Below are 24548 nucleotides of genomic sequence, written 5' to 3'. Positions count from 1 at the left end.
TTTAGAAAAACAGACTTACCCACAAATATCTATCTTTGGCTTTATGAGTGAAAACGCCCGCAAAACATTGAAAGATTTCTTGCCCCAAACCCCTTTTAACGCAGGCGAAGGCGCCGAGACCCTATTGGACGCGTTCATGGCATGGGCAGAATCCCGCGGCACCACGCTCTACCCCGCTCAAGAAGAGGCCATCCTTGAGCTTTTGGACGGCAAAAACGTCATCCTCAATACCCCCACGGGCTCCGGGAAATCCATGGTGGCCCTGGCACTCCATTTTGACAGTTTGGCACACGGGCGCCGCAGCGTTTACACCTGCCCCATCAAGGCCCTGGTCAACGAAAAATGGATGGCGCTCTGCAAGGAATTCGGCGCCGAGAATGTAGGTCTCTCGACAGGTGACGCAACCGTCAATCATGACGCCCCTATCCTTTGCTGTACCGCCGAAATCCTGAGTAACATGGCGCTAAGTGAAGGCGGAATGCTCACGATTACCGACGTGGTCATGGACGAATTCCATTACTATTCCGACAAGGAACGCGGTGTCGCTTGGCAGGTTCCGCTGCTCACGCTTCCGCAGGCAAGATTCCTGCTCATGAGCGCTACCGTCGGCGCCACTGAATTCTTTGAACGCGACATGACCAAACACACGGGCCGCGAATCGGTCACCGTAAGGTCTTCGCAGCGTCCGGTTCCGCTTGATTTCAGCTATTCCGAAACCGAAATTTCAAACACGGTGCAAAAGCTCGTGTCCAGCGGCAAGGCGCCCGTTTACGTAGTGCATTTTACGCAGGCTGCCGCAGCCACCAACGCCCAGAATTTCATGAGCCTGGATCTCTGCAATAAAGAAGAAAAGCAGGCCATTAACGAAGCGATTAAAGAAATGCGCTTCAGCAGCCCCTACGGGCCCGAAGTCAAGCGCTGGCTCAAGCAGGGCATCGGGCTCCATCACGCAGGACTTTTGCCCAAGTACCGCATTCTCTGCGAAAAGCTCGCACAGAAAGGCTTGCTCAAGGTCATTTGCGGTACCGACACGCTCGGCGTGGGAGTAAACGTTCCGATTCGAACGGTTCTGTTTACGCAGCTCTGCAAATACAGCGGTGACAAGACGGCGATTCTGACCGCCCGCGACTTTCACCAGATTGCAGGCCGCGCCGGCCGCAAGGGCTTCGACGACATCGGCTACGTGGTGGCGCAGGCGCCCGAACATGTAATCGAGAACTTGAAACTGGAAGCCAAAACCAAGCAGACCGGCAAAAAATTCCAGAAAAAGAAACCGCCCGAACATGGCTACGTTCCCTTTGACGAAAGCACCTTCAAGCGTTTGATTGCCGCCGCTCCGGAACCGCTGACATCCAGTTTCCAGGTGAGCCACGGAATGCTCCTCAACATTTTGAGCCGTCCCACGGACGGCTGCCGCGCCATGCGCAACTTGCTCAAGGACTGTCACGAAAGTGCGGCCAGCAAAAAGCAGCTCAACCACCGCGCTTTCCAACTTTTCAGAAGCCTTGTCGAAAAGCACATTATCGAATTTACTACGCCCATTGCCGAAGGTTACAGCCACCTGCGCGTCAACATGGACTTGCAAGACGACTTTTCCATGAACCAGCCGCTTTCGCTGTACTTGGTAGACACGCTCCCGAAACTGGACCGTGAAAGTCCCGAATACGCCCTAGACGTTATTACTTTGTGCGAAAGCATCGTTGAAAATCCCGAAACCATTCTGCGCATCCAGCAGAACAGGGCTCGCAACGCAAGACTTGACGAGCTCAAGGCCCAAGGCATGGAATTCAACCAGCGCATGGAAGAAATTGAGAAGGTGGAATACCCCAAGCCCCTGCGCGACTTTATTTACGACACCTTCAACGAATTTTCGGAACAGCATCCTTGGGTAGATGTAAATATCGAGCCCAAGAGCATCGCCCGCGAAATGTTCGAAAATTTCAGCACCTTCAGCGGGTACGTCAAGCAATACGGCCTACAGCGCATGGAAGCCATTTTGCTCCGGCATTTGAATAACGTCTACAAGGTGCTTTCGCAGACTGTTCCCGACGGCTACAAGAACGAAGAACTCCTCGACATGCAAGATTACCTCGGCGACATGATTCGCCGCACGGACTCGAGCCTGCTCGAAGAATGGGAAAAGATGGCCCACCCCGAAGACTACCAGAAGCGCATGGAAGCCGCAGGCGCCACCGAACAGGAAACCGCCTTTGGCGCAGACAAGATTGCCGCCGACATTACCTACGACAAGAAGCGTTTCCTCACCATGGTTCGTCAGCGCATCTTCCAGCTCATGAGCGCCTTGCAAAAGCAGGCCTACAGCGACGTCTTGGACTTGCTCGCCGACGACCTCGCCGAAGGCCAAATGCTCGTAGACGGCGAAGGCAAACCCTGGACGGAGCCGCGTCTGCTCGAAATCATGGCCGCCTACACCGCGGAACACCACAATTTCCGCCTCGACGTCGAAGGACGTTCGCTGCGGCACACGATTGTGACTTACGAAGGCAACATAATGCATATCCAGCAAATGCTGCAAGACGAAGAAGATTTCAACGACTGGAGCATCGATTTCGATATCGACCTCGCCGAGTGCCGCGAAGCCGGCATGCCGCTCCTTAAAATGGCCCGCATCGGCGAAGTCTAGCAGCCGCTATAAAAAGAACGCACCCCCAAAGGGGTGCGCTAATCATTCCAAGGAGCTTTAGGATGATTATTTTTCAATTCCGGGCTTCAATGTATACACGTATTCCATGTGGTTTCCAAAGACCATGTACTTTGCTTCGGCATAAGCGCCTTCATTTTTAAGAACGATTGAAGAGCGCGTAAAGCAGGCGCAGCCTTCACCCGGGGGCAATTTCACCGATTCATCTTTGCTTATCTTAGGTTTCACAAAGAGCGTGTCATTCGAAACAAAAACATTCACGCTAGAAACATATTCATCGCAACTGAACGAAGTCTCCATGACAAGGACTGCGTCACCTTCGTCTTCGTACTTTAGGGCAAGAGGAATTGATCCGTTTTCTGTCGTCTCCGAATAATCATTCCATCCGGCAACATCGATATATTTATAGCTCAAAAGAGATTCATCGTCAACAGAGCCGCTCCTGCACTTACCAATCACATCAGTCGTGTGCTGGTGCGGTTCAGACTCGTCAAATTCCGGCGCATCGGGAATTGTCGGTTCCTCGATTTCGGGCCTTTCAGGCGCCGGCTCAGACGTTATCTCGAAGACATCGCCAGAATACTTGAAATACTTGGCATCGGCATCGCTTGACTTAATGCTGAACAGGTGATCCTTGATGCACATGCAGTTTGTCACGGCGGCTTCTTCCAGATTGAACCAAATTTCCAAGGTATCGCCAGAACGTTTTGACCTAAAACGGGCATCCACATCGCAGTAGTCGTTCAATTCAGGAACCAAAACCTGATAGTTACCGTCTTCGTCTTGAGTCAGATACGCCTTGTCAAGTTCTTCAGAACCAGCCTTTTTAGCCAAGACGCCCAAACCATCGTCAAGGCATTTGCTTACCATCCGAAGGTCAACATTTTTGTTGGATCCTGCAGAAACGTGATTCCCGTTAGAATCCGACGAGGAATCGTCACCGCAAGCCAAAAGAGCAAACGAAAAGGCCGCACAACAGGACAAAAACTTTTTCACGTAAACCTCCTACACGATTCAATATAAATTAACACTATCCTAAAAACAAGCCTTTCTGCTCATTTTTTCATTTTTTGCAAAATCCAGTGTTTTGAATCACGACTATTTAACCAAAACCGGCCGCATCGCCTTTCCAACACGCACGATATACTTGCCAGAACGAGGTATATTCAGCACAAAATTCGATATTTCGGCAACACCCTGATAAATAACACGTCCCTGCATGTCCAAAACGGCGTACTTTTGACCAGGAGCAGCTCCATTGACTTGTATTTGCTTACCCGAGGCAACAATTGCAACCGGAGGATTTTTCAAGTTAACAAAGGGCGTGAACGGCATAAGATGCCCCGATGTATCCGATTCTACAAAGCCGAACATTTTCTCATCAAAATTCTTTGGATCCATGAGTTTGCAATCATAACGAGATTCCACAACGCAATAGGAATTCGTCACCAAGGGCAGTCTGATTGGATCTACATACCCGGAATATGATTTATCTATCAATGCATCATAAGACGCATCATACGAAGAAACAATGCCTTTACCAAGACTATAGCAGCTGTCAATATCAAGAATTCCTTCGTTAGTAGAAACAAAGCCGCCACCGTTTTCAACCGTAGCTGTGCTATAAACCCTTGATATTTTGAGATAACTTTTTTCACTTACGCCACCAACAACAGACGCCGTATTAGACCAGAAACTGTCAAAGCCTCCCCTAAAATAGGAATCCGAAATACCTAAATGATGTATAAAAACAGGATCCTTCGCAGAGCCACCATTTACCACCCCAAACAATCCACCGTACTCGTTCAAAGCATACTGATACAACCCGCTAATGGTATACCCATTGCCTTCAAATTTTCCACTGAATGGACAATTTTCATTTCCAATCGGAGTCCAATGAGCAAAGCCATATTCCGCATCCAGGGGAGGATTCCCGTTAGAATCCAGCACATTCTGATTGATTGTAATATTGCGAGTCAATTCACCACACGCTGTAGAATCACCCTGATTCACAACACGAGCAAATCCATAGAGTTCTTCCGCACTCGAAATCTGATAGCAGCCATTTACCAAACCAGGCTTTTTTACTTCTATCCAATTTGCATAGAGAACCGCATCCTTAGTCACATTCATACTAAAAATCGGAGACCCCATAAAGCCAGCGTTGTCATACCAACCGCCAAAAATATACCCATCTCGAACCATTTCGCGATGGTCCGGCAAGACAAGTTGCGAACCCTTCAAGACCTTTGCCGGATAAGGATATTTATCACTACTATAAGAGTGCCATTCTATTTTTGCATAAGAAGGAGAGAACCCCTTGACATTTCCACTAAAGTCCGGATACTTTCTGCCACTAGATTGTCCCCAGATGCTACCGTCAACCCCGTCTTGATTATAATCGTGCAGTAGTTGAGCAACGGTTCCATCTTCAAACTTTTCGATTGGATAACTCATCACCCCAGACACATGATTTCGAGAAACTGTCGGAATTTTTCCCAAAGAATACACATTGTCTATTCGGGACACATATTCCGATTTAAACATCATGCCACAATAAAGAGATTTTTCATTGCATTCTTTGTAATTTTCTTCACCACTTGCCAAACGACCTGCATGAAAACTATTAACAACTTCAACAAAAGAAGGATCTGCCTTCGAGTAATGACTAAATCGACCGATTAACCCACCAGCAAAACCATATTCACTCGTAACGGGTCCTATATGGTAACTATTGACAATTGTTATCACTTTTGACGCTCTGTTAATGGCATCGCCCACGAGACCACCTGCACCATATTTGCCCTTAGAATAAAGCGTTCCCTCAAAGAAGCTATTGGCAATTTCTAGTTCAGTTTCAGATACCCCAACAATACCGCCAGCCACATTTCCGTTACACCGAATAAAAGCATCTTTTATTCCGAGATTGCGAATGGAAACTTTTTCCCCGTTCGCGCGCTCAAAAAGACCGACTCCTGCTACGGCGTATTCCTCATCATAGTATAAGCCACTTATAGAATGTCCCTTGCCATCAAACACGCCAACAATCACTGGTGGTTTCCATTTGGTCAATACATTTTCTAAGGAATCGTTCAAAGATTCATCTTTTTTTAGAACATTCTTATTGAGTACAATATCGTCTACAAGTTCGACGCAAGCATCTGTTCTCGTCTTATCCCCATAAATAGAATCAAGCCCATAAAGCTGTTCTACAGTCGACACCTGATAGCAATCCTCCACCAAGGGCGGAATTTCCGGTTTATACCATTTTGCGTACAACGTGTCATTTTTTTGAATCGTAGCATAACCATACAACGGTCCCGTAAAATCAGGATTGTCGTACCAACCGGCAAATACGTAGCCTTCGCGCTCCACACGTTTTGTTTTCCATGCAATTCCCTTTCCTACAGTATCAATCTGTTCCTTGCCCTCGTATTCAACCAGCGTAATAATTAGCGGTGAAACAAATTTAGCGTACAAAGTCAAATCTTTCGTTTCAGTTGAATCGATTGTCGTAATCGGTTTCCCGGAGAAATCGCTAGAAAGATACCAGCCCGCAAAAACATAACCATCGCGTATAACATCTGCTTCGGCAGGAAGGGTCAATTGAAATCCCTTTAAGTACTGCTTAGGATATTTTGAAGCATTCGGATCATCATCAAAGGTTTTCAGCGTCAATTTGGCAAATTTCAACTTTGACGAATTTATGGTTCCGCTAAAATTCGGAAGTGTGTCCCCTTTTTCCACATTCTGTCCCCATACGGAACAGTTGGCACCATATACGCAATTTTGACGCATAAGAGCAGCAACCGTTCCATCCCTAAATTTTTCGCTCGGGAAAGTCGTTATTTCGTGAGAATCCGATTTTAAATCCATGACGAAGAAGTTCGAGATATTTTTCTTTCCGATATAACTGAATTCCATGTCTGGAGAACGTCCATAAACATTAACTAAAGTCAATGTCTTGGCAAAGGTGTATTTTATCAAAGGACTATACGCAGTGCTATAAAAATCTAGGATTTCTACGTTTTCCAGCTGTTCCATAGAGGTCCCCGTCAAGCACACCCACGCAAAAAGGCTGCCACCATCACCCCATAATATTCCATCAAAATACGATTCGCGTACAGAAACATTCTCAGCCAAAACCTGGCCTCCAAAACCACTCGTTGCCGAGCCTTTTAAAACACCCTTGACATGAGTATTCTTTACAACAAAATCATGCGGCACGTTAACGGCATTGAACAAGCCCCTTACGTTCCCATACTCACCAGACGCAGCAAGAGTGCCTTCAAAGAACACTTTTTCTAAAGTAATATTACCATTACCCCTTAAGAACAAACCCGTCGTCACATTATCCTTAGCCGTACTCTCCAAATAGGAATCAACTATCCCCAAGTTACGAATTGAAATATCCTCCGGTTTATCCCTGAGACCAAAATTCTTGATAAACGAGATATCTCCTTCCCCAGAATAATAAAGGCCACTAATCACATGACCGTCACCGTCAATGGTATAATAAGCGTTTTCGATAGGATTCCACGACCTGAATGTTCCCTTGTTCACATTCCCTTTTGAATCAAGAACATTCTTGTTTACAACAATATCCGCAGTGAGTTTCGCCTTAAAATCAATAGACTTTTTATATTTATCCCTTAACGCCTTAGCATAAAGATAAAGGTCATCTGCGTTACCGATAAGACACCAACCATCTTTGTCTCGTGGGAGGCCTATAGTCCATAATTCAGCAGTGCCCCAAACATATTCTTCCGCTTCACCTTCAAAAGTAGGCGACTCATACCAGCCGATATAACAAGTGCTATCATCACCGTCTTCAAGAACCACGGCATTCTTATGCCAGCTTCTCTTAATCTCTCCGTTAGGGTAATGCAGTGTATACGGGTACCAGAAATCACCACCATATTTTTCACTCAATGTCGGATGCGTGCTACCAGATGACTGGCGCCAATTTGCCCCATATTGATTATACTCATACAAAAGTTTTGCGACAGTCGCATTTGCAAACTGGACACTATCCCGAATTTCTGCGCCTTCAAAATCTTTGCCATTGACAGCGCCATATTCCGTAAGGCTAAATGCATTCTTAAGATGAAGAAGCGAATCTACCGAGAGAGTGCCGACAAGACCGCCAAACTTTACTCCCTTGAGAGCCGCCGAACTATGGCTATTTTCAATAGAGACATCGCCCTTAACTTCGCCAAAAAGTCCTCCGACAACGCCCTTTTCCACCGAGCCAGCTGCAGTTAAAACACCAGCAAAAGTTCCTGCGCTATAGGCATTATTAACAGACACATAACTATTCGAATCGACAACTGCAGCCAAGCCGCCAACTACGCTGCATCCCGCAATACGAGTATTTTCAACGCCAAGCCTTTCAATCAATACCGGAGAATCTTCGGTTCCTCCGGCAACATAGCCGAAGAGTCCCGCAACAGAATCTGCCGCACAATCTTGCGCAATACCATAAATGGTATGGTATTCTCCCGAAAACTTGCCTTTAAAAGGGTGCTCCGCCGTTCCAATGGGAATCCACTGTGCCACATTCCCCGTTTCAAAATCAGTACCCGTATTGACATAAATGTCGTCGCGAAGCAAAACGCACCCATCGGGGTCTTCGCCTTCGTTAACGAGCTTAACGTATCCGTAAAGTTCTTCCACAGTCGTAATACTGTAGCACGCGCCGTAAGTACCCGGCATTTCCGGGACAATCTCTCTTGCAAGGGAAAAACTTGCCAATAATAGCGTCGACAAAACGACGAACTTTCGCATATATCCTCCTAACGACAAGCGTTTAATCGTCCCCAAAAATACATAAATCTGTTTTTATTATCAAACCACCCTGTTTTCGATCTCAAAATTTATTGCTAGACCTAGCCCCCAAGCCCCATTTTTCTATATTTGCGCGCGGAATTTTTCAAAGGACACCACTATGAACTACAATCCTTTAGCACAGGCTCTGAACGCTGAACTTTCCGCAAACGGCTGCAAAGTTCTCGACATGCTCTCTGAACAGGGCAAGGCGATTTTCTTCCCCCGCAAGGGAATCCTCGGCCAGGGCGCCGAAGCCAAGGGCTCCGAAATCAACGCTACCATCGGAACCGCTCTCGAAGACGACGGCTCTCCGCTCGTGCTGGATTGCGTTCTCAAGTCCCTGAACCTCCCCAAGACTTCTTTCCTGTATGCCCCGAGCTTCGGTAACCCGGACCTCCGCAAGGCCTGGAAGGAACTGGACATCAAGAAGAACCCGACGCTTGCCACCAAGAGCTTCAGCAACCCGGTGGTGACCGCCGCCCTGACGCATGCCATCAGCTGCGCCGGCTACCTGTTCCTCGACGCCGGCGACGAAGTGATTATCCCGGACCTGTACTGGGACAACTACGAACTCGTGTTCGAAAACGCCCGTGGCGCCAAGATCAAGACTTTCAACACCTTCAAGAACGGCGGCTTCGACACCGAAGCCCTCAAGGCCGCTCTCGAAGCTAGCAAGGGCGACAAGAAGGTCGTTCTCCTGAACTTCCCGAACAACCCGACCGGTTACACCGCTACCGAAAAGGAAGCTGTCGAAATCGCCAAGATTCTCACGGAATGCGCCGCCAAGGGTAACAAGGTGGTGGCCCTCCTCGACGATGCTTACTTCGGACTCGTGTACGAAGAAGGCGTGACAAAGGAATCCCTGTTCGTGAAGCTCGTGGACGCTCACGAAAACCTCCTCGCTGTCAAGCTCGACGGCCCGACCAAGGAAGACTACGTATGGGGCTTCCGCGTGGGCTTCATGAGCTTCGGCTTCAAGGGTGCTACCGAAGCACAGCTCAAGGCTCTCGAAGACAAGGCCGCCGGTACCGTCCGTGGTAACATTTCCAACGCCCCGAGCATCAGCCAGAAGATCCTGCTCGCCGCATTCCAGAGCCCCGAATACCAGCAGCAGAAGCAGGAAAAGTACGCTGTGCTCAAGAAGCGCTACGACATCATCAAGGAAGTTTTTGCCGCCCATCCGGAATACAAGGACGCCTTTGAACCGATGCCGTGCAACAGCGGCTACTTTATGTGCATCAAGCCGAAGGGCGTTGACGCAGAACAGCTCCGCGAAAAGCTCATCAAGGACTACAGCACCGGTACGATCATGCTTTCTGGCCTGATTCGCCTCGCATTCTCTGCCGTGCCGACCGAAAAGCTTCCCAAGCTGTTCGACAATATCTATAATTGCATTTTGAAGATGAAGTAAGGTGCGGGAATCCGTACCTCCTGGAGGAATAATGTCCGACAACGCCATTTTAAGTTACAACGGAAAGAGCATCGAGCTCCCTGTTGTTGAAGGTGCTGAAAACGAACACGGTCTCGACATCTGCAAACTCCGCAAGGAAACCGGCCTGGTGACCTTGGATTACGGCTACCTGAACACCGGTAGCACCCGAAGCGCCATCACTTACGTGGACGGCGAACACGGAATCCTGCGTTACCGCGGCTACAGTATCGAAGACCTTGCCGAAAAGGCTACCTTCCCCGAAACCGCCTGGCTCCTGATTTACGGTGAACTGCCGACTCAGCAGCAGCTGGCGCGTTTCCGCACGTTGTTGACCGAGAACTCTCTCCTCCACGAGAACCTTCTGCACTTCTTTAGGCAGATGCCGCCGAGCGCCCACCCGATGGGCATCCTCAGCTCCATCGTGAATGCCGTGGGCCTGTTTACGCCGCGTTTCTACGACGATGAAAACATCGCCGACGTGTTCGACCTCACGACTGCAAGCCTGATTTCAAAGATCCGCACGATTGCCGCCTTCTCTTACAAGGCAAGCATCGGCGAACCGTTCGTGTACCCCGAAGCAGAACGCAGCTACTGCAGCAACTTCCTGAACATGATGTTCAGCAGCAAGGCCCGTTCCTACCACCCGGATCCGATCATGGAAAAGGCGCTGAACACGCTTCTGATTGTACACGCCGACCACGAACAGAACTGCTCTACTTCTACCGTGCGTATGGTGGGCAGCTCTCACGCTAACTTGTACGCAAGTATCTGCGCTGGTATTTGCGCCTTGTGGGGTCCGCTCCATGGCGGTGCTAACCAGGCCGTACTCGAAACGCTCCTGCGCATCCAGCAGAGCGGCATGACCATCGAACAGGTGATGGACAAGGCCAAGGACAAGAACGACCCGTTCCGTCTTTCCGGCTTCGGTCACCGCGTCTACAAGAGCTACGATCCGCGCGCCAAGGTACTCAAGAAGCTCATGTACCAGGTGTTCGAACGCGAACATTTCCACGATCCGCTGCTGGACATTGCGCTCAAGCTCGAAGAAGCCGCCCTCAAGGACGACTACTTCATCGAACGCAAGCTCTATCCGAACGTGGACTTCTACTCGGGCATTCTCTACCGCGCCATGGGCATCCCGACGAACATGCTTACCGTGATGTTCGCTATCGGCCGCTTGCCCGGCTGGATTGCCCACTGGAAGGAAATGCACGACGACCCGAATTCCAAGATTAACCGTCCGCGCCAGATTTACACGGGCCACACGGCTCGCGCCTGGGTCGACCGCGACAAGAGATAAAAGTCCGTTCGGCTCTATCACAAAACCAAGAATGTGATATCGCCTCACTCTCGCAATCGCCCCTGTTTAATAACAGGGGCTTTTTGCTCACAAAATTTCAAAAGCAAAAAGCCGTCGGTACGAATCCGGCGGCTTTTGTTGCAAGGTCTATCAATTGGTGCGATTGACGATTTTCGGGCGACCGCTCTGCAGCTTCATCAGCAAATCGGCGACCTCGTTCCAATGATCCAGCACCACCTTGCCGATGGCAGGGTCGTACATCACGCCCAGATTCTTCTCGATTTCTTTGCGGCAGTAATCCAGCGACAAGGCATCACGGTATACGCGCTTGCTCGTCATCGCGTCGACAGAGTCCGCAATGGCAATGATTCGGGCGCCGATAGGAATTTCTTCACCCTTCAGGCCCTCGGGGTAACCGCGGCCATCGAAGCGTTCATGATGGTGAAGCACAATCTGCACCAGTTCGTGGGTGTAGTTGGACTGCATCAAGATCTTAGCGCCAATCACCGGATGCTGCTTAATAATCGAGAATTCATCATCCGTCAGTTTACCGGGTTTACCGAGCACGTTGTCACTAATGCCCATCTTGCCGATATCGTGCAAGAGCGCGGCATGGGTAATCAACGAGACAGAACCTTCCGACAGGCCAAGCAACCTAGCAATCTGTTCCGAGAAAGCCTTCACGCGATCGGAATGGTGAGCCGTGTAGGAATCCTTCGCTTCTTCCACCGTGATCAAACAAGAAATCAAGTCCTTGAGGTTCTGGTTTTCATTGTTTTCGACCGGTTTGTGGTAACGCACCTTGTCGCGGTACATGTTCAAGTCCGCTTCCATCTTCCAGTCACTAATGGACTTGCGAACGCCAGAATCGCTACGCAGGCGGCTTTCGCCCACTGCAATGGACAAGTGGTACAAAGCGTCCTTGTTGTATTCTTCGATACACTTCTGCAGGTTGCTATACAGCACGAACAGCGAATCCAGCGGAGCACGCGTCACCACGGCAAATTCGTCACCGCCAATTCTGAAGCAGTTTCCAGTTGCACCGTAAGCGCTCTTGATGGCGTTACCTGCCGCCACGATCAAGGCATCGCCCGCCTGGTGGCCAAAGGTATCGTTTGCGTACTTCAAGCCGTTCACATCCATCAACACCATAGTCCAGGTACCGGCTTCGCTATCCTCCTGGCTAATCGTCTTGAGGATTTCATCAAAGGCAAGCCTGTTTTCAAGACCCGTCAAGGCATCGGTCGTCGCGACATCTTGCAAGTGTTCGTTCATCACGCGCAGCTTGCTGTTAATCTGTTCCAGTTCAAAAGAAGTTTCGCGAATGAACGTTGCCATACGGGCCGCAAGCGGCAAACGCGAAGCCATTCCCTCTTGGATATCTTCTACAGGAGCATGTTCATGCTTTACCGCAGGACCTTCACGCATCGAGGCAAATACGAGCGTAATGTTGTGCTGGTTCAAGTGGCCCTTTTCACGAAGGAATTCACCATGTGAGAAGAAACCTGTGCTAGAAGCCAAGCCCTTGAACGGAGAAATTTCGTAAGTCGGTTCATGCTGGGACCAGAACGCCTTTCGGGCCGCGCAAGAGAAGATATGCTGCACTTCGGGAGCAAACTTTTCGCACGCTTCACTTTCAGCCTTAATCTTTTCCACAATCAATTGCGGTTCACCATACGACAACCGGACAATGGACCCCTCGTCAATATCCGAAGACATGGAGAGCGAACCATCCGGATTACTCGCGCCAGCCGCACGCACAATCGAAACGCCATTATGCTCGTAAAGCATAGGGAATTCAAGCGCGTTGTAGAAGAAATTGTTATCGTTCTTAATATTCAGGTACTTGTTATAAACTTCGTAGGCCGGAACGCCGCCCAGTTCATAAAGGATATTGCCCTCCGAACGGGTCACGTGGAAGTTACGTCCAATGGGTTTCCAGCCGCTAATCTTGCGAGATTCAATATAAAGATCGTCACCGCCGTAGAACACGACCAAAAGACCGGACTTCGTATAGCCACCCACCGACGAGAACACGCAGGAATTCGGGCTCGTAATATCGGGAGAGCAAACAATACCGCCAAAAACCTGAATGTTCGGAGCAAGGCTGTCAAGCCCTTCGCAAAGAGCCGTCGTCGAGAAGGGCGAAATGCAGTGATAAATTTCTACAGCCTTTACCCATGGATTTTTATCTGCCTCTTTTACGATTTCGCTCGCAATGCCACCGACAGATTCCCTAGAGAAGTCGTACTGAAAAACCTGGAATTTACTCGTCGTTTTTTCGAAAATAATGGCAGACACCGAAATATCGACGGCCTGTTCGCAATCCACAATGTTTCCGGCGGTCGAATTGCCAAACCACGGGATATCGGGGAATACCCGTTCCAGAATATCCCAAACGGGCTTCAGTTTTTCGGGATCCAATATGGTTGAATGTATTTGGAAGCACATCGTGGGGGAACCATGTTCCTTGTACCACTTGCTAAACAGGAAGAGTTCGTTTTCAAACCCGACTGCATCCTTATACGCAAATATTTTGTTCCTCATATTTCCCTTCTTAAGAACAATAGTTGGAACTAATATATATAAGAAAAACGTTTCCGAACGAATACCCCCAAAAAAATCCGTTTACCAGACATTCCAATTTGGAGTATTCACGGCCTTGTTTGGTTAACAAAATTTTACAATTCTAGTCGTAATTCATTTCTATTACACCATATTCATTCAAAAATACATCATCAAACCAGCGTATTCCATTTAACAATTCTATAAGAATTTGTTTGTAAAAAAGCAAGCAAATTATGCTTTTACGGCATATTTTTGTTTTATATTGGTAAGCAATAAATCACAAACAAACTCTAAAAAAAGGAGATTCAAATGGCAACAAAAAAGAAAACGACTTCCAACCTTCCTAAAGATGGCGACCTCGGCAAAGCAATCAACCCGTACGCTCTAGGTGATCTCGTTGCGCAGAAGAAAATCAATTGGGATGCAGAAAAAGACCCTCAGAAGAAGCTCGCCGATTTGCTGGGCATTAAGGACCCTAAGGCCATGTTCAAGGCCAACAGCCCCATTTTGATGCCGCGCCAGTTCAAGTACAACGCCTCTAAGGACAAAGTGGAAGCCGCTGCCGAAACTAAAGATTTTGAACGCATGCGCAAATTCTTCAAGAAGAACGCAGTCGTAGAAACTGTAAAGAAGTCCGCCAAGAAGACCGACACCGTGAAGGCCGACAAGAACGCCCTCCCTGCCGGTTTCAACAAGATTTGCGCAGCCTTGTTCCCCGACCAGGTCGTTTCCGACGACGAACCCAAGCAAAAAGCTTCGGCAAAGACAACAAAAGACAAAGTAGGCAAGCCTGCAGACTGGGTTCCCAGCGACATCATGTGGAAGGTCATGGGAAATTACATCGTCACCAGCATGTATGGGCTCGAAGTCATGCAGGGCGCCCTGGGCGACTGCTATTTCTTGGCAGCACTGTGTTCTGTGCAGTGGAGCGCACCGCATTTGCTCGGCGCATGCAGTCTCAGCAGCGGCAATTACCAATTCCGTTTTTGGACAAAAAAGCTGAAAGCAGAATGGGTCACTATTTCTCAGAAAGTCGCCGTAAACTACCCGGGCGGATACTGGATCTACGGTCGTTCTAACACCTCTTACACCGAAACTTGGCCCGCCTTGTGGGAAAAAGCCTTCGCCAAATGGATGATCGAAACGAGCTCCGACTGTCCCAACATGAAAAAGATCGAAGGCGGCAACACCGGTACCGCATTGCGTCGCCTCACCGGCTACAGCTACGACGATTATTACTGCAAAAAGGGAAATAGCAGCAAGATTTGGAAAATGCTCGTGAGGAACACCGCCGCGAACGGACAGACAACCACCCCCATCACCGTTTCTACATCGGGCAAGGACCGTCAAAGCACCGTCGGAACAGTTCCTAACCACGCCTATTCTATCTTGGGCATCGAAACTTACAACGGCGTTCAGCGCATTATCGTTCGTAACCCGTGGGGCTCCACTCCGGTAAAGCAATATTGCCGCAGTGGTACATGGAACGGATTGAATTTGAACTCGAACGGCGTATTCTCAATGCAGTTTGACAAATTCCTTGAGTTCTTTAATTACGTCTACTACATTTAATTAGCAGTTTCTTTGCAGCCAAAAAAAACAAAGCCGTCCATTCGGGCGGCTTTGTTCTACATAACGATTAAGCAAGAAATCTGTTAGTCTACGCCCTTCGCCTGAACCACCTTTCCCAGCGGTTCAAACGAATGACCCTTGACATCAAAGGGCAGGCGATCTTCGCGGATCGTCATTTTCACGAACATGTTTACTGCTGCCGAAACAGTGATCCCGACGGAATCACAAAAAGTTTCAAACTTTTTCTTTGTTTCGTCTTCCATTCTTACGCTTACTATTGCCATAGTTCCTTCCCTTCAAAAAGCTTTTTTAACAATAGTTTATTTTTTTCACGTTGTCAAATTTACAACGATTATTTTTTTCATATAAAATAACATTCATATTGCAGTAAATTTCGCATGCACGCCTAGTTGTCATACATTGTTTATACAGATTATTTTCCATATCTTTCTTTTTTACAAAAAAAACTGCTTTTCAATAAAAGCAGTTTATCTAAAAAATTTCATATAAAAAATATTTACCTTCCGGCAAACTGGTCGCCAAACCTCAATTCGGTTTCCTTGGCTCCGTTCAGGTTTACCAAGCGATTCGGATCGTAGCGCATCGATTTCACAACACCATTTTTCAACACCTCTAAGCGTTCGAAAAATTCTTGCGGAGTCTGCGCGGTAAGCAACGTCTGACGCACATGCATTCCGGCTTCGTCACCGCATCCTTCTTGGCAAAAACCCTTGCAGAGTCTTGCGCCCAACTGTTTCAGGCGGCCTAGCGCCCCCATTTCAGTAGAGCCGTCTTCAAGTTTGAACTTGTAGTAAAGCGGGAACACGTCAAGAGCTTCCATCGCAGTAATTTCATGTGCGGGCTTACCTTCCCAAGCATCGGCAATCTGTCCGAAAATCCACGGGTTGTGCATGGCGCCGCGGCCAATGGACACGCCCGACACGCCATAAGTTTCAATGCGCTCGCGAGCAACAGCCACGCTGTTCACGTCGCCATTCCCGATGACGGGAATCTTGGCCGCGGCCGCGACCTTGCCAATCCATTCCCAGTTGGCAAGGCCGTTGTACCCCTGCAGGCGGGTACGGCCATGCACAGTGAGCATCTCGACGCCTTCGCCCTCGGCAATCGCCAGCGTTTCCATCACGTTAATGCTCTGGTCATCCCAACCGATTCGGCACTTGAGCGTCAGCGGAATGTCTACACTCGAGGAATCCAGGGCAGCGCGGACGTCGTGCAAAATTTCTTGCAGCCGAGGCAGGTCACGCAACAATCCGGACCCGCTTCCCTTCCCCGCCACCTTGGGCGCCGGGCAGCCCGCATTCACCTCGATAAACTCCGGATGAAGGTTTTCGGCTATCTTTTTAGCGGCGGCGGCCATACGGTCCGGGAACCGCCCGAAAATTTGGACGCCAAACGGGCGTTCTTCGGGGAAAAACTTCAGTTGCTTGTGGCCATCCAGGCAAAAAACGGAATCTCCGTCCGTCGGGACGAATTCCGACACCAGAAGCCCCATCCGGTTGCCGGAAAGAACCCGGCAAAGCCTACGGAAGGGAGCATCCGTCACCCCGTCCATGGGGCTGAGGATTGTGTTCGGAAATACATCCAAATTTCTGAGTTTGAAACTTTTCAACATTTTAACCACAATTATTCACAAATAGTCCGCAACTAGAGCCCGAAAAAATTATTTAATTTGAGTATAACCCGTACGCTAACTCATTGATAAACCTATATTTAAGCCGTGGCAAATATAACTAAACAAGCACTGATTCAAGAAATCGCCAAGTCCACCGGATTTGTGCGCAACGATATTAAGACCGTCATCGAGCAGTTTCTCGACCTTTTGGGCGAAAAGCTGATCGAAGGCAACACCATCGAGATTCGTGGTTTCGGCACTTTCAGCTGCAAGCCGCGCAAGGCTCGTCCGGCCCGCAATCCCCGCACCGGCGAAACCGTGCTTATCGAAGAACGCATGGTCCCTTCCTTCAAGTTCAGCAACGACATCAAGGACAAGATCAACAGTCTCGAAGCCCTGGTCGAAGGCGTGAACGCCAAGCTCGAAGCAGAGGACCGCGATGTCGTGATTTCTGCCCAGCCGCAAGAAATCCAGGCCGACGAAGAAGCCTAATCCATTTTCGCCACAGCAAGTTTTAAAGCCCCGACAATGTCGAGGCTTTTTAATTTAATTAGGTCAGCGAGGCTACTTCCTCGGCCGTCAAATAGCGCCACCCACCCTTGCCAAGCGTCTGGTCCAGCACCACCGGGCCGATGGCTTCGCGCTTAAGCGTAAGCACGTGATTGCCCACGGCGGCAAACATACGGCGGACCTGGTGGTACAGTCCTTCGCCAATCGAGATCAGCACAGAATCGCCATCAACCGAAAGTTCGCGGGCCAACACAGGACGGCGCTCGTCTTTAAGCATGATGCCGCGCAACAGTTCCGCCTTCTGCTCTTCGGTAAACGGGCGCGCCAGCGTCACGCGGTACTGTTTCAGATAACCCTTCTTGGGACTTTCGACCTTGTGGATAAAATCGCCCTGGTTCGAAAACAGCAACAATCCCGAAGAGTCCGCATCCAGGCGACCCACCGTCTGGATTCCCATCGCCGAAAAACGGTCCGGCAACAGCTCGAACACCGACTGGTGGTCGCGGGCGTTGTGACTGCATTCCACATCCAGCGGTTTGTCCATCATGATGTAAAGTTTTTCGATTGTCGGGACTTCTTCGCCGTTCACCGTAATCGATTCCGGACGTTCCTTGAATTCCACAAACGGATCGTCAAGGACTTCGCCGTTCAGTTCCACCATACCCATGCGCACCAAGGCTCGGGCCTCCTTGCGCGAACCAAAGCCGATAGAAGCGAGCAGTCTATCCAAAGTCAAAGCAGGCATCAGTCATCCTCCGACATCATTTTCACAATCTTGTTGCGGATAAAGCCCAGTTCCGGAAGCTCGCCCGTCTTAAGAATCTTGGCGCGGCGACGCCAGAACGCAAACGCCACAATGCCGCCGTAGAATAAAATCGCCAAGACCAAGCCCAGCACACGGCACAAGTTCAACGAGGCGCGCATATGGCCCGCCGCATTCAGTTCGTGATCGCGGGTCCAGTCCATGCGGAAATCCCAAGCACCAATGTAGGGGAAACTCTTGAGGAATCCGTTCAGCGCCGCGGCATAGCCCATGGTTTCGTATTCCATACGGAAACCTTCTACAAAGCAATCGACAAAGCGGATTCTGAACAACTTAAACAAAGCGGACAAAGCATGGCGTACGGCCCACCAGGCGCGAACATCAAATTCGGGAGTTAACAGGAGCGTCCAGAATTCTTCATCCGTCAACGAGCGCTTTTGTTCTTTCTCGTCATCCGACGATTTTTCTTCCGTGGGCTTGTCTTCTGCTTTGGATTTTTCTTTCGCTTCAGTATTCCCTGCGGGTTTCTTTTCTGCAGGCTTCTTTTCAGGTTCCGGTTCTATTTTCTTTTCCGTTTCCGGCTTGCTTTCCGGTTCAACGGGCTTTTCAACAGGTTTTTCCGGCTCCGAAGATTTTTCGGGCTTCGGCGGTTCCGCCTTTTCTACCTTCGGTGCAGGGGCCGCAGCAACCGTTTCTTCTTCTTCAATAGAAACATCCTCCTCTTCGGAGGACTCCCCCTTTTTAAAGTTCTTCGTGTAGGTATAAAGCTCTTTCTTGAAAAAACGAACGCGGACAGTTACTTCAGTAAAGTCCGCCGAAAAATCAATCCAGAATATAAACGGAAAGAACAGGGCGACAAGCGCCAAAGCACAAAGTACGCCCCAGAACCAAATCAAAGTGGTTACTTCTCCGATTCATCAGCCTTCTTGCTGATGATATCGATCAATTCTGCAAAGCTCTTGGTCTTGAGAATTTGCGAGAACTGATCCTTGTAATTGCGTGCCGTAGAAAGATCGTCGATGACCAAGTCCCAAGCCTTCCACTTGCCGTCAACCAGGCTCATCTTGTATTCCAGAACCGATTCCTTGCCCTTGTTCCAGAGGTGGGCCACCACGCGGGCTTCGTCATCCTTCTTCATCTTGGCAGGTTCATAAATCGTAGAGTCGGCGCGGTAGAGTTCCAGGCGCTTGGCGCTGGAATTGCGAACCATGCGCTGGAATTCGGCAACGAACTTTTCCTGCGAAGCGGCATCCTGAGCCTCCCAATCCTTGTTGGACAAGGATTTCTTGGCGAGCAGGGCGAAATCAAAGGAATCGCTGAGCAAGCTCTTGACGCGTTCCGTTTCCTTCGCATTGCGGCTAGACTTCTTCAAAAGAGTCTGGAGTTCGGCATCCTTCTTCTTGATGGCGGCGACCGGATCTTCGGCGGCAAAGGCTACCAAAGAGGCGCATGCGATAGCGATTAAAATCTTCTTGAACATTTTCTTCTCCTTTAAACTCACTGGTTCATATAAATCGTATGGAATTCCTTCAAAGACATCCCAATCTTTGCAATCAGCTGGGCGAACTCCACATTATACGAACATACCGCAAAATAGTAATCTTTTTGCATGGTAATATTTTGCGTATAAGCCGAAACCAAGTCACCCGTCTTTGATTTGTCCAAATCGTACTGCATGGCAGCGCCCTTCAAAATGCCTTCGGAAGCACGCAGGCTTTCTTTCATGGCATCAAGTTTTTCCTTGGCGGCAACTACCTGGTAATACTGTTCTTCGGCCTTGGCCATCAAGCCGTCCGAAGCGTAAGATTCTTTCAGCTGAAGGCTGCGCATGTCCGTACGGGCGGAACGGTAGCCTTCCCAGTTTTTCCAGAAATTCAAGTTGTAGCGAACGCCGACGCCCAAGACGCCATCGAGCTTGTTCACGGCATCTTCGGCAAAAGCATTCTTCTGCAAGATACTTCTGTTACCGGCCCAGCTCTTCACGTATTCGATTTCACCCATCACAAAGAATTCGGGGGCAAGTTTTGCTTCGGCCAAGTCCATCTGAATGCGGCGGGCGCGAATGCCCGCAGAAAGCTGACGCAGTTCCGGATGGTATTTCAGAGTCATATTGCGCACTTCGTCAAGCGAGGGCAACGGTTCGGTTCGCGGAGCCAGCACGGAATCCTCGGCCACGAAGGAGTCGTTTTCGTCCATTCTCAGCGAAAAACGAATAGCAAGCATCACGCGCTTCATACCCAGATTGGCTTCGGTAACGCCTTCCTTGACCGTATGCATTTTGGCCTTCAGGTTCAAAAGGTCCATCTGCGACACGTTCGGATCGTCATCGTCCAGGGCTTCTTCCAACTTTTCGTAGGCGTCATCTACCTTGGACTGCGCATCGCCCGCAATGCGGATCATTTCTTTTGCCAGAAGGTAGTTGTAGTAATACGTCTGCAGTTCCACGTCTTTTTTGTGGACCTGGTTTTCGATATCGAAACTCTTTTGCTGCAAGTCGGCTTCCAGAGCCATTTTACCGGCGCGATACTGTCCCAGATTCAGAGGCTGGATAAATTTCGCCTGAACACCCCAGAAAGGGCCCATTTTGGTAAAGTCATAAACTTCGACCGTATCACCGTTCTGCAATTCGTTCTTTAAACCGGGAGCGGGGCCCACCATCATGCCCACATAAAAAGTCGGCAAAATGGCCTCGGATTTCAATTTGCGGATCTGGTTTTTCTTCGCTTCGGTGCCATATTTGAGTTCTGCCACCTGCGGATCCGCCGCGAGACCTTCTTCCACGAACTGGTCAAGACTATACCGGATTTCACCGGCAAGCACACTTGTGACCAAGAAGAGGACTGCGATTACACGAAACATGAGTAAAATCTAGTAAATTTAAGGACAATTTACTTACGACTTATCTGTCGGAATCGCCATCTTGTCTTAAAATTCGAGACTCATCAGGTTCTGGTATTTGGAAATCACGTGCTCGTAATATTTGGTCGGCAAAGGTTTGCCCGATTGAAGCATGCGGTCTACCGCCGAATGTCCTAAGTTGTATGCAATCAAGGCGTCTTTCCAGTTGCCGTATTTAGAAATCAAGCGGATCAGATAGGCGGTTCCTACCGTCACGTTGATTTCGGGCCTCAGCAAGTCTTCTTCGGTCTCGACACTGAGCCCGAAGTGAGCGCCCATTTTCTTTGCCGTTTCAAGCTTGATTTGCATAAGCCCCAGCGCACCCGAGTAGGCCCCCGACTGCATGCGTCCGCGGGCATTCGGATTTCCGTGACTTTCCTGGGCTACCACCGCCAAAATAAGCAACGGGTCTGTCGCATACGATCGTGAAATCTGCCAAATCTGTTCCGTGAGCATTTCACGCTGCTCTTCGGTCAAGCGACCTTTTGAAAGGTAATCCAACGCACGGCTGATTTTGACGTAGTCAATCGTCCACTTGCCCCATGCGCTCAGCTGTTCCAGTTCGCCGCGCAAAATCGATTCTTTGACGGCAAGCTGCTGGATTTCTGCCTGGCGAGCATGCCAATGAGACACAAAAAGCCCCAACGCCCCGAAGCAAAGCACCAGGGCAATCGCAAACGTGAGCTTGGATATGCGAACGTTACTTTTCACGCCTTGTATTCTCTAAGTATTCCAAATAGCTCACCCAATCCTGAATGAGCCCGAAGGAACTGAGCCTAGTCGTATCTTGCACCACGCCTAGTTTACGGAGCGGACCGATCGAAGATTCCAGCTTGTCAATTTCTCTGATGTAGCGGTCCTTCTGGTTCTGGAGCGCAATAATTTGAGCCTGCTTGTCGGCCAAATCGTGGCCCTGGGTCGAAATAATCACGAACAAGGTAATCATCCACCCGAGAATCAGCGATATGAGAGCGACGGCGACACCCGAGCTTACCGTAATGCCCGAGCGGAGCCCGTAATGCAGGCCGATTTGCTGCAGTTGCTTTTTCGTGCCCGACTTCTTGTACGCCTTACGGTTCTCGTAGACTTCGAAAATGCTCAAATACTTCGAGAAATAATCGTAGAGTTCCGCCGACTCAAAAATCAGAATCAACGCCGACTTTTGCGACTTGACGCGGTTCAAGAGTTCCAGGAAAACTTCCAGGTAGCGGTCACTGGTGAAATGCGCATTCTGCAAATTCAAGAAATAGAAGCAGCCCGGGCCTTCGACAAGCATATCCAGTTTTTCTTTGACCGCCGAAAGCTGGGGCAAGCCAAGAGAGCCGGACAACGTAAGTTCCACATCGTTTCCGCGAGATTCCACCTGTATGTCAATCAAGTCTGACTTCATCGATTACCTCTTGGAAATTTTAACCGTCATGAGCACAGAGAACTCAGACTCGCTCGCAAGATTCATTTTCCAGAACGGGAACACGCGAATGCCCTGCAAGGCTTCCGGAGCAGCCTGAGCAGACGCGCCGAAAATCGGCGACACCAGAACGGAGGCCTTTTTCTCAAAGACCAGCTCTATTCTAGAAGTGGTCGTCTTGTCCGCAATTTCAAGGGAACACGCATCCGGGAATATCAGCGGGTCTCGGAAATTGAATTTGAGCGGGACACCATCAATCAAGATGTCCCTATCCGTATGTCCGCAAGCGAGAAGTCCTGTATCCAGCAGGGTTCCGAAGAATCCCTTGATGGTTTCGGGAGAATTGTTCGTAAGCTTGTATTCTACCGAGAACTGCGAACCCGTAGACGAAAGTTCGAAATTCTTTTCGGCATGAATCGCGAAAGTCTGGCCGCCATGCACCAAATGCTGATCGGACAACAAGGCGATATCGGTACCCGCATCATGGCGCTTGACTTGATAATCGTACGCGGCAGACAGCATCCCTTCGCGGTCAGACAGAATCTGGTCCAGCTTTTCGGCCTTGAGTTCCACATTGGGAATCATGAAATCCAGGAACCCGACAGCCGGATTTCCGTCGTCACGCCAAGCCCCCAGTACACTATTTTCGGCATCCTTGGCATTCAAGATATTCAGAATGCCGCCGTCGCGGTAATTCAGCAAGAAGGAGTACGAATGGTTCTCGGCCCAGATGCTCTTGTAACCTTCGAGCATAAAGTCGGCAATATCCAGACGGATTCCATCGAACGAAACGAGATCGGTCAAGCGGTTGGCCGCCTGCAACAAGAACCGGTTACCCCACCAGCGGACCATCGGCGTGCGCATGCCTTCGGAGTCCTGCAAGTCGCGATAATAAATCGGCGACATCGCGGGCAAAAGCATTTCGAAGAAATCATCGCGTTCACGGCCCTTGAGCAACGCCGCGGCGCGGCGGAACTGGGCCAAAAGCATTTTGTGGAGCAGGTTGACTTCGGGTCTACGAATCAGAAGTTCACGACAGGTTTTCGCTGCCGCAGGCAAGCCGATCTTTCGGCCTGACGAGAGCAAGAAGCTCACACGGCCTTCGGCATTCTGTTCAGTGACAGCACTTGCAACCGTTTTCGTCGAAATCTCGTTCATTTCGACAAACTCGATCAAACGTTCAAAGAATGGGATAATATCGCCCGGCTGCGGAGGAATATTCAAGCCGACAACGGCAGCCTTTCCGCCACGACAATAGGGTTCTGCAATCTGTTCCCACTGAAAATCATCGTTCGAAATGGCTTCAGAAAGTTTTTGCGACACCGGGACCACTCGCATGAGCGAGCCCTTGTCTTCGACCGTATACCAGCCCGAAACGGGAGTCGTACGGCCAAGCGCATCCTGGAGCGATGCCTCTTGCACTAGCGCATATTCAAAGCGGTGCTTTTCGAGGAGTTCGGTCATTTCCATTTCCCACACCATCGAGGAGTTGAAATAACCGGAAGGCTCGATGCCGAAATATTTCCACAGGAGCTTACCATGCTTCTTGAGTTGCATGGACTGCAGTTCTGTCGGGAAAAGCGGGAGCATCGGGTCGTAATAGCCACCGCCTAAAAGTTCAAGCGAACCGTCTTCGATAGCACGACGCAACTTGCCGAACATGAGCGGACGCGGAACCTTGGCAGCCACCTCAAGTGTCGGGCCATCCATGAAGAGCGAAAACTTCACCTTGCCCGAATCGAGCATCATGCAGACGCCCTTCAGCAAATTCTCTACAACAGATTCAAGCTTTGCATACGCCGTCGAAGGCGGCAACTGCAACACAAACGATAACGTCGGTTTCATGTGGTAAAGGATAGAAAAATTTGATGCTCGCGGTATAAAAAAAAGCCCCCTGCGAGGTTTACCTCGTAGGGGGCGTGAATCCAGCGGCGACCTACTCTCCCGGGCCCGTGGGCCAGGTACCATCGGCG

Annotated in this window: 17 protein-coding genes; 5 read left to right on the top strand and 12 right to left on the bottom strand. The window is 49.6% G+C overall.

Annotated features, from left to right (window positions below; translation table 11 throughout):
• Nucleotides 1–43 precede the first annotated feature (43 nt).
• The gene (locus tag B7989_RS11185) at nt 44–2644 is read left to right on the top strand and encodes an RNA helicase (RefSeq protein WP_088628571.1); all 2601 of its coding nucleotides are present in this window, start codon (nt 44–46) and stop codon (nt 2642–2644) included.
• 66 nt (nt 2645–2710) lie between these two features.
• Here B7989_RS11185 and B7989_RS11180 read toward each other — a convergent pair whose 3' ends face one another.
• A complete protein-coding gene (locus tag B7989_RS11180; protein WP_088628570.1) occupies nt 2711–3658 on the bottom strand; it encodes a hypothetical protein in 948 nt (315 codons plus the stop codon).
• 102 nt (nt 3659–3760) lie between these two features.
• Nucleotides 3761–8449 (bottom strand): InlB B-repeat-containing protein, encoded by a 4689-nt coding sequence (locus B7989_RS11175; RefSeq protein WP_088628569.1) that lies wholly within the window; start codon nt 8447–8449, stop codon nt 3761–3763.
• A 160-nt stretch (nt 8450–8609) separates the two neighbouring features.
• Between B7989_RS11175 and B7989_RS11170 the strand changes: the two genes are divergently transcribed.
• Nucleotides 8610–9902 carry an aminotransferase class I/II-fold pyridoxal phosphate-dependent enzyme gene (locus tag B7989_RS11170; protein WP_088628568.1) on the top strand — a complete coding sequence of 431 codons (1293 nt, stop codon included), beginning with the start codon at nt 8610–8612 and terminating at the stop codon, nt 9900–9902.
• A gap of 31 nt (nt 9903–9933) precedes the next feature.
• The gene (locus B7989_RS11165; protein ID WP_088628567.1) at nt 9934–11223 is read left to right on the top strand and encodes a citrate synthase; all 1290 of its coding nucleotides are present in this window, start codon (nt 9934–9936) and stop codon (nt 11221–11223) included.
• 150 nt (nt 11224–11373) lie between these two features.
• On the opposite strand, the gene B7989_RS11160 is transcribed toward B7989_RS11165, so the two are convergent.
• A complete protein-coding gene (locus B7989_RS11160) occupies nt 11374–13770 on the bottom strand; it encodes an HD domain-containing phosphohydrolase (protein WP_088628566.1) in 2397 nt (798 codons plus the stop codon).
• 330 nt (nt 13771–14100) lie between these two features.
• Here B7989_RS11160 and B7989_RS11155 point away from each other — a divergent pair, with 330 nt between their 5' ends.
• The gene (locus B7989_RS11155; RefSeq protein ID WP_088628565.1) at nt 14101–15363 is read left to right on the top strand and encodes a C2 family cysteine protease; all 1263 of its coding nucleotides are present in this window, start codon (nt 14101–14103) and stop codon (nt 15361–15363) included.
• 83 nt (nt 15364–15446) lie between these two features.
• On the opposite strand, the gene B7989_RS11150 is transcribed toward B7989_RS11155, so the two are convergent.
• Complete coding sequence (locus B7989_RS11150) at nt 15447–15647, bottom strand: type II toxin-antitoxin system RelB/DinJ family antitoxin (protein ID WP_073323312.1); 201 nt, start codon at nt 15645–15647, stop codon at nt 15447–15449.
• Nucleotides 15648–15880: 233 nt separating this feature from the next.
• Nucleotides 15881–16996 (bottom strand): tRNA-dihydrouridine synthase, encoded by a 1116-nt coding sequence (locus B7989_RS11145; RefSeq protein WP_088628564.1) that lies wholly within the window; start codon nt 16994–16996, stop codon nt 15881–15883.
• A gap of 105 nt (nt 16997–17101) precedes the next feature.
• Here B7989_RS11145 and B7989_RS11140 point away from each other — a divergent pair, with 105 nt between their 5' ends.
• On the top strand, nt 17102–17488 hold the full coding sequence (locus B7989_RS11140) for an HU family DNA-binding protein (protein ID WP_088628563.1): 387 nt from the start codon (nt 17102–17104) through the stop codon (nt 17486–17488).
• A 58-nt stretch (nt 17489–17546) separates the two neighbouring features.
• Here the strand turns inward: B7989_RS11140 and B7989_RS11135 are convergent, their stop codons facing one another.
• The 7 genes from B7989_RS11135 to B7989_RS11105 all read right to left on the bottom strand — a co-directional run bounded on the left by B7989_RS11135 (nt 17547) and on the right by B7989_RS11105 (nt 24420).
• On the bottom strand, nt 17547–18251 hold the full coding sequence (locus B7989_RS11135; protein WP_088628562.1) for a pseudouridine synthase: 705 nt from the start codon (nt 18249–18251) through the stop codon (nt 17547–17549).
• Nucleotides 18251–19165 (bottom strand): hypothetical protein, encoded by a 915-nt coding sequence (locus B7989_RS14290; RefSeq protein ID WP_088628561.1) that lies wholly within the window; start codon nt 19163–19165, stop codon nt 18251–18253. Before B7989_RS14290 ends, B7989_RS11135 begins: the two co-directional genes overlap by 1 nt.
• A 5-nt stretch (nt 19166–19170) precedes the next feature.
• Complete coding sequence (locus B7989_RS11125; protein WP_088628560.1) at nt 19171–19749, bottom strand: phospholipid-binding protein MlaC; 579 nt, start codon at nt 19747–19749, stop codon at nt 19171–19173.
• Nucleotides 19750–19766: 17 nt separating this feature from the next.
• Nucleotides 19767–21128, bottom strand: a complete 1362-nt coding sequence (locus B7989_RS11120; RefSeq protein ID WP_088628559.1) for a TolC family protein — start codon at nt 21126–21128, stop codon at nt 19767–19769.
• Nucleotides 21129–21194: 66 nt separating this feature from the next.
• Nucleotides 21195–21878, bottom strand: coding sequence for a lytic transglycosylase domain-containing protein (locus tag B7989_RS11115; protein ID WP_088628558.1), 684 nt, complete (start codon nt 21876–21878; stop codon nt 21195–21197).
• The gene (locus tag B7989_RS11110) at nt 21868–22557 is read right to left on the bottom strand and encodes a hypothetical protein (RefSeq protein ID WP_088628557.1); all 690 of its coding nucleotides are present in this window, start codon (nt 22555–22557) and stop codon (nt 21868–21870) included. The genes B7989_RS11115 and B7989_RS11110 overlap by 11 nt, the downstream gene beginning before the upstream one ends.
• 3 nt (nt 22558–22560) lie before the next feature.
• Nucleotides 22561–24420, bottom strand: coding sequence for an alpha-amylase/4-alpha-glucanotransferase domain-containing protein (locus B7989_RS11105; protein ID WP_158212903.1), 1860 nt, complete (start codon nt 24418–24420; stop codon nt 22561–22563).
• Nucleotides 24421–24548: the final 128 nt, after the last annotated feature.

Origin of the sequence: Fibrobacter sp. UWB5, from assembly GCF_002210295.1 — a bacterium.
Classification (GTDB): domain Bacteria; phylum Fibrobacterota; class Fibrobacteria; order Fibrobacterales; family Fibrobacteraceae; genus Fibrobacter.
This window is presented reverse-complemented; position numbering and strand designations above follow the sequence as displayed.

Coding starts and splice junctions, on each gene's coding strand:
- B7989_RS11185 (WP_088628571.1), top strand. CDS start 44: ATGAGTGAAAACGCCCGCAAAACATTGAAAGATTTCTTGCCCCAAACC.
- B7989_RS11175 (WP_088628569.1), bottom strand. CDS start 8,449: ATGCGAAAGTTCGTCGTTTTGTCGACGCTATTATTGGCAAGTTTTTCC.
- B7989_RS11170 (WP_088628568.1), top strand. CDS start 8,610: ATGAACTACAATCCTTTAGCACAGGCTCTGAACGCTGAACTTTCCGCA.
- B7989_RS11165 (WP_088628567.1), top strand. CDS start 9,934: ATGTCCGACAACGCCATTTTAAGTTACAACGGAAAGAGCATCGAGCTC.
- B7989_RS11160 (WP_088628566.1), bottom strand. CDS start 13,770: ATGAGGAACAAAATATTTGCGTATAAGGATGCAGTCGGGTTTGAAAAC.
- B7989_RS11155 (WP_088628565.1), top strand. CDS start 14,101: ATGGCAACAAAAAAGAAAACGACTTCCAACCTTCCTAAAGATGGCGAC.
- B7989_RS11150 (WP_073323312.1), bottom strand. CDS start 15,647: ATGGCAATAGTAAGCGTAAGAATGGAAGACGAAACAAAGAAAAAGTTT.
- B7989_RS11145 (WP_088628564.1), bottom strand. CDS start 16,996: ATGTTGAAAAGTTTCAAACTCAGAAATTTGGATGTATTTCCGAACACA.
- B7989_RS11135 (WP_088628562.1), bottom strand. CDS start 18,251: ATGCCTGCTTTGACTTTGGATAGACTGCTCGCTTCTATCGGCTTTGGT.
- B7989_RS11125 (WP_088628560.1), bottom strand. CDS start 19,749: ATGTTCAAGAAGATTTTAATCGCTATCGCATGCGCCTCTTTGGTAGCC.
- B7989_RS11120 (WP_088628559.1), bottom strand. CDS start 21,128: ATGTTTCGTGTAATCGCAGTCCTCTTCTTGGTCACAAGTGTGCTTGCC.
- B7989_RS11110 (WP_088628557.1), bottom strand. CDS start 22,557: ATGAAGTCAGACTTGATTGACATACAGGTGGAATCTCGCGGAAACGAT.
- B7989_RS11105 (WP_158212903.1), bottom strand. CDS start 24,420: ATGAAACCGACGTTATCGTTTGTGTTGCAGTTGCCGCCTTCGACGGCG.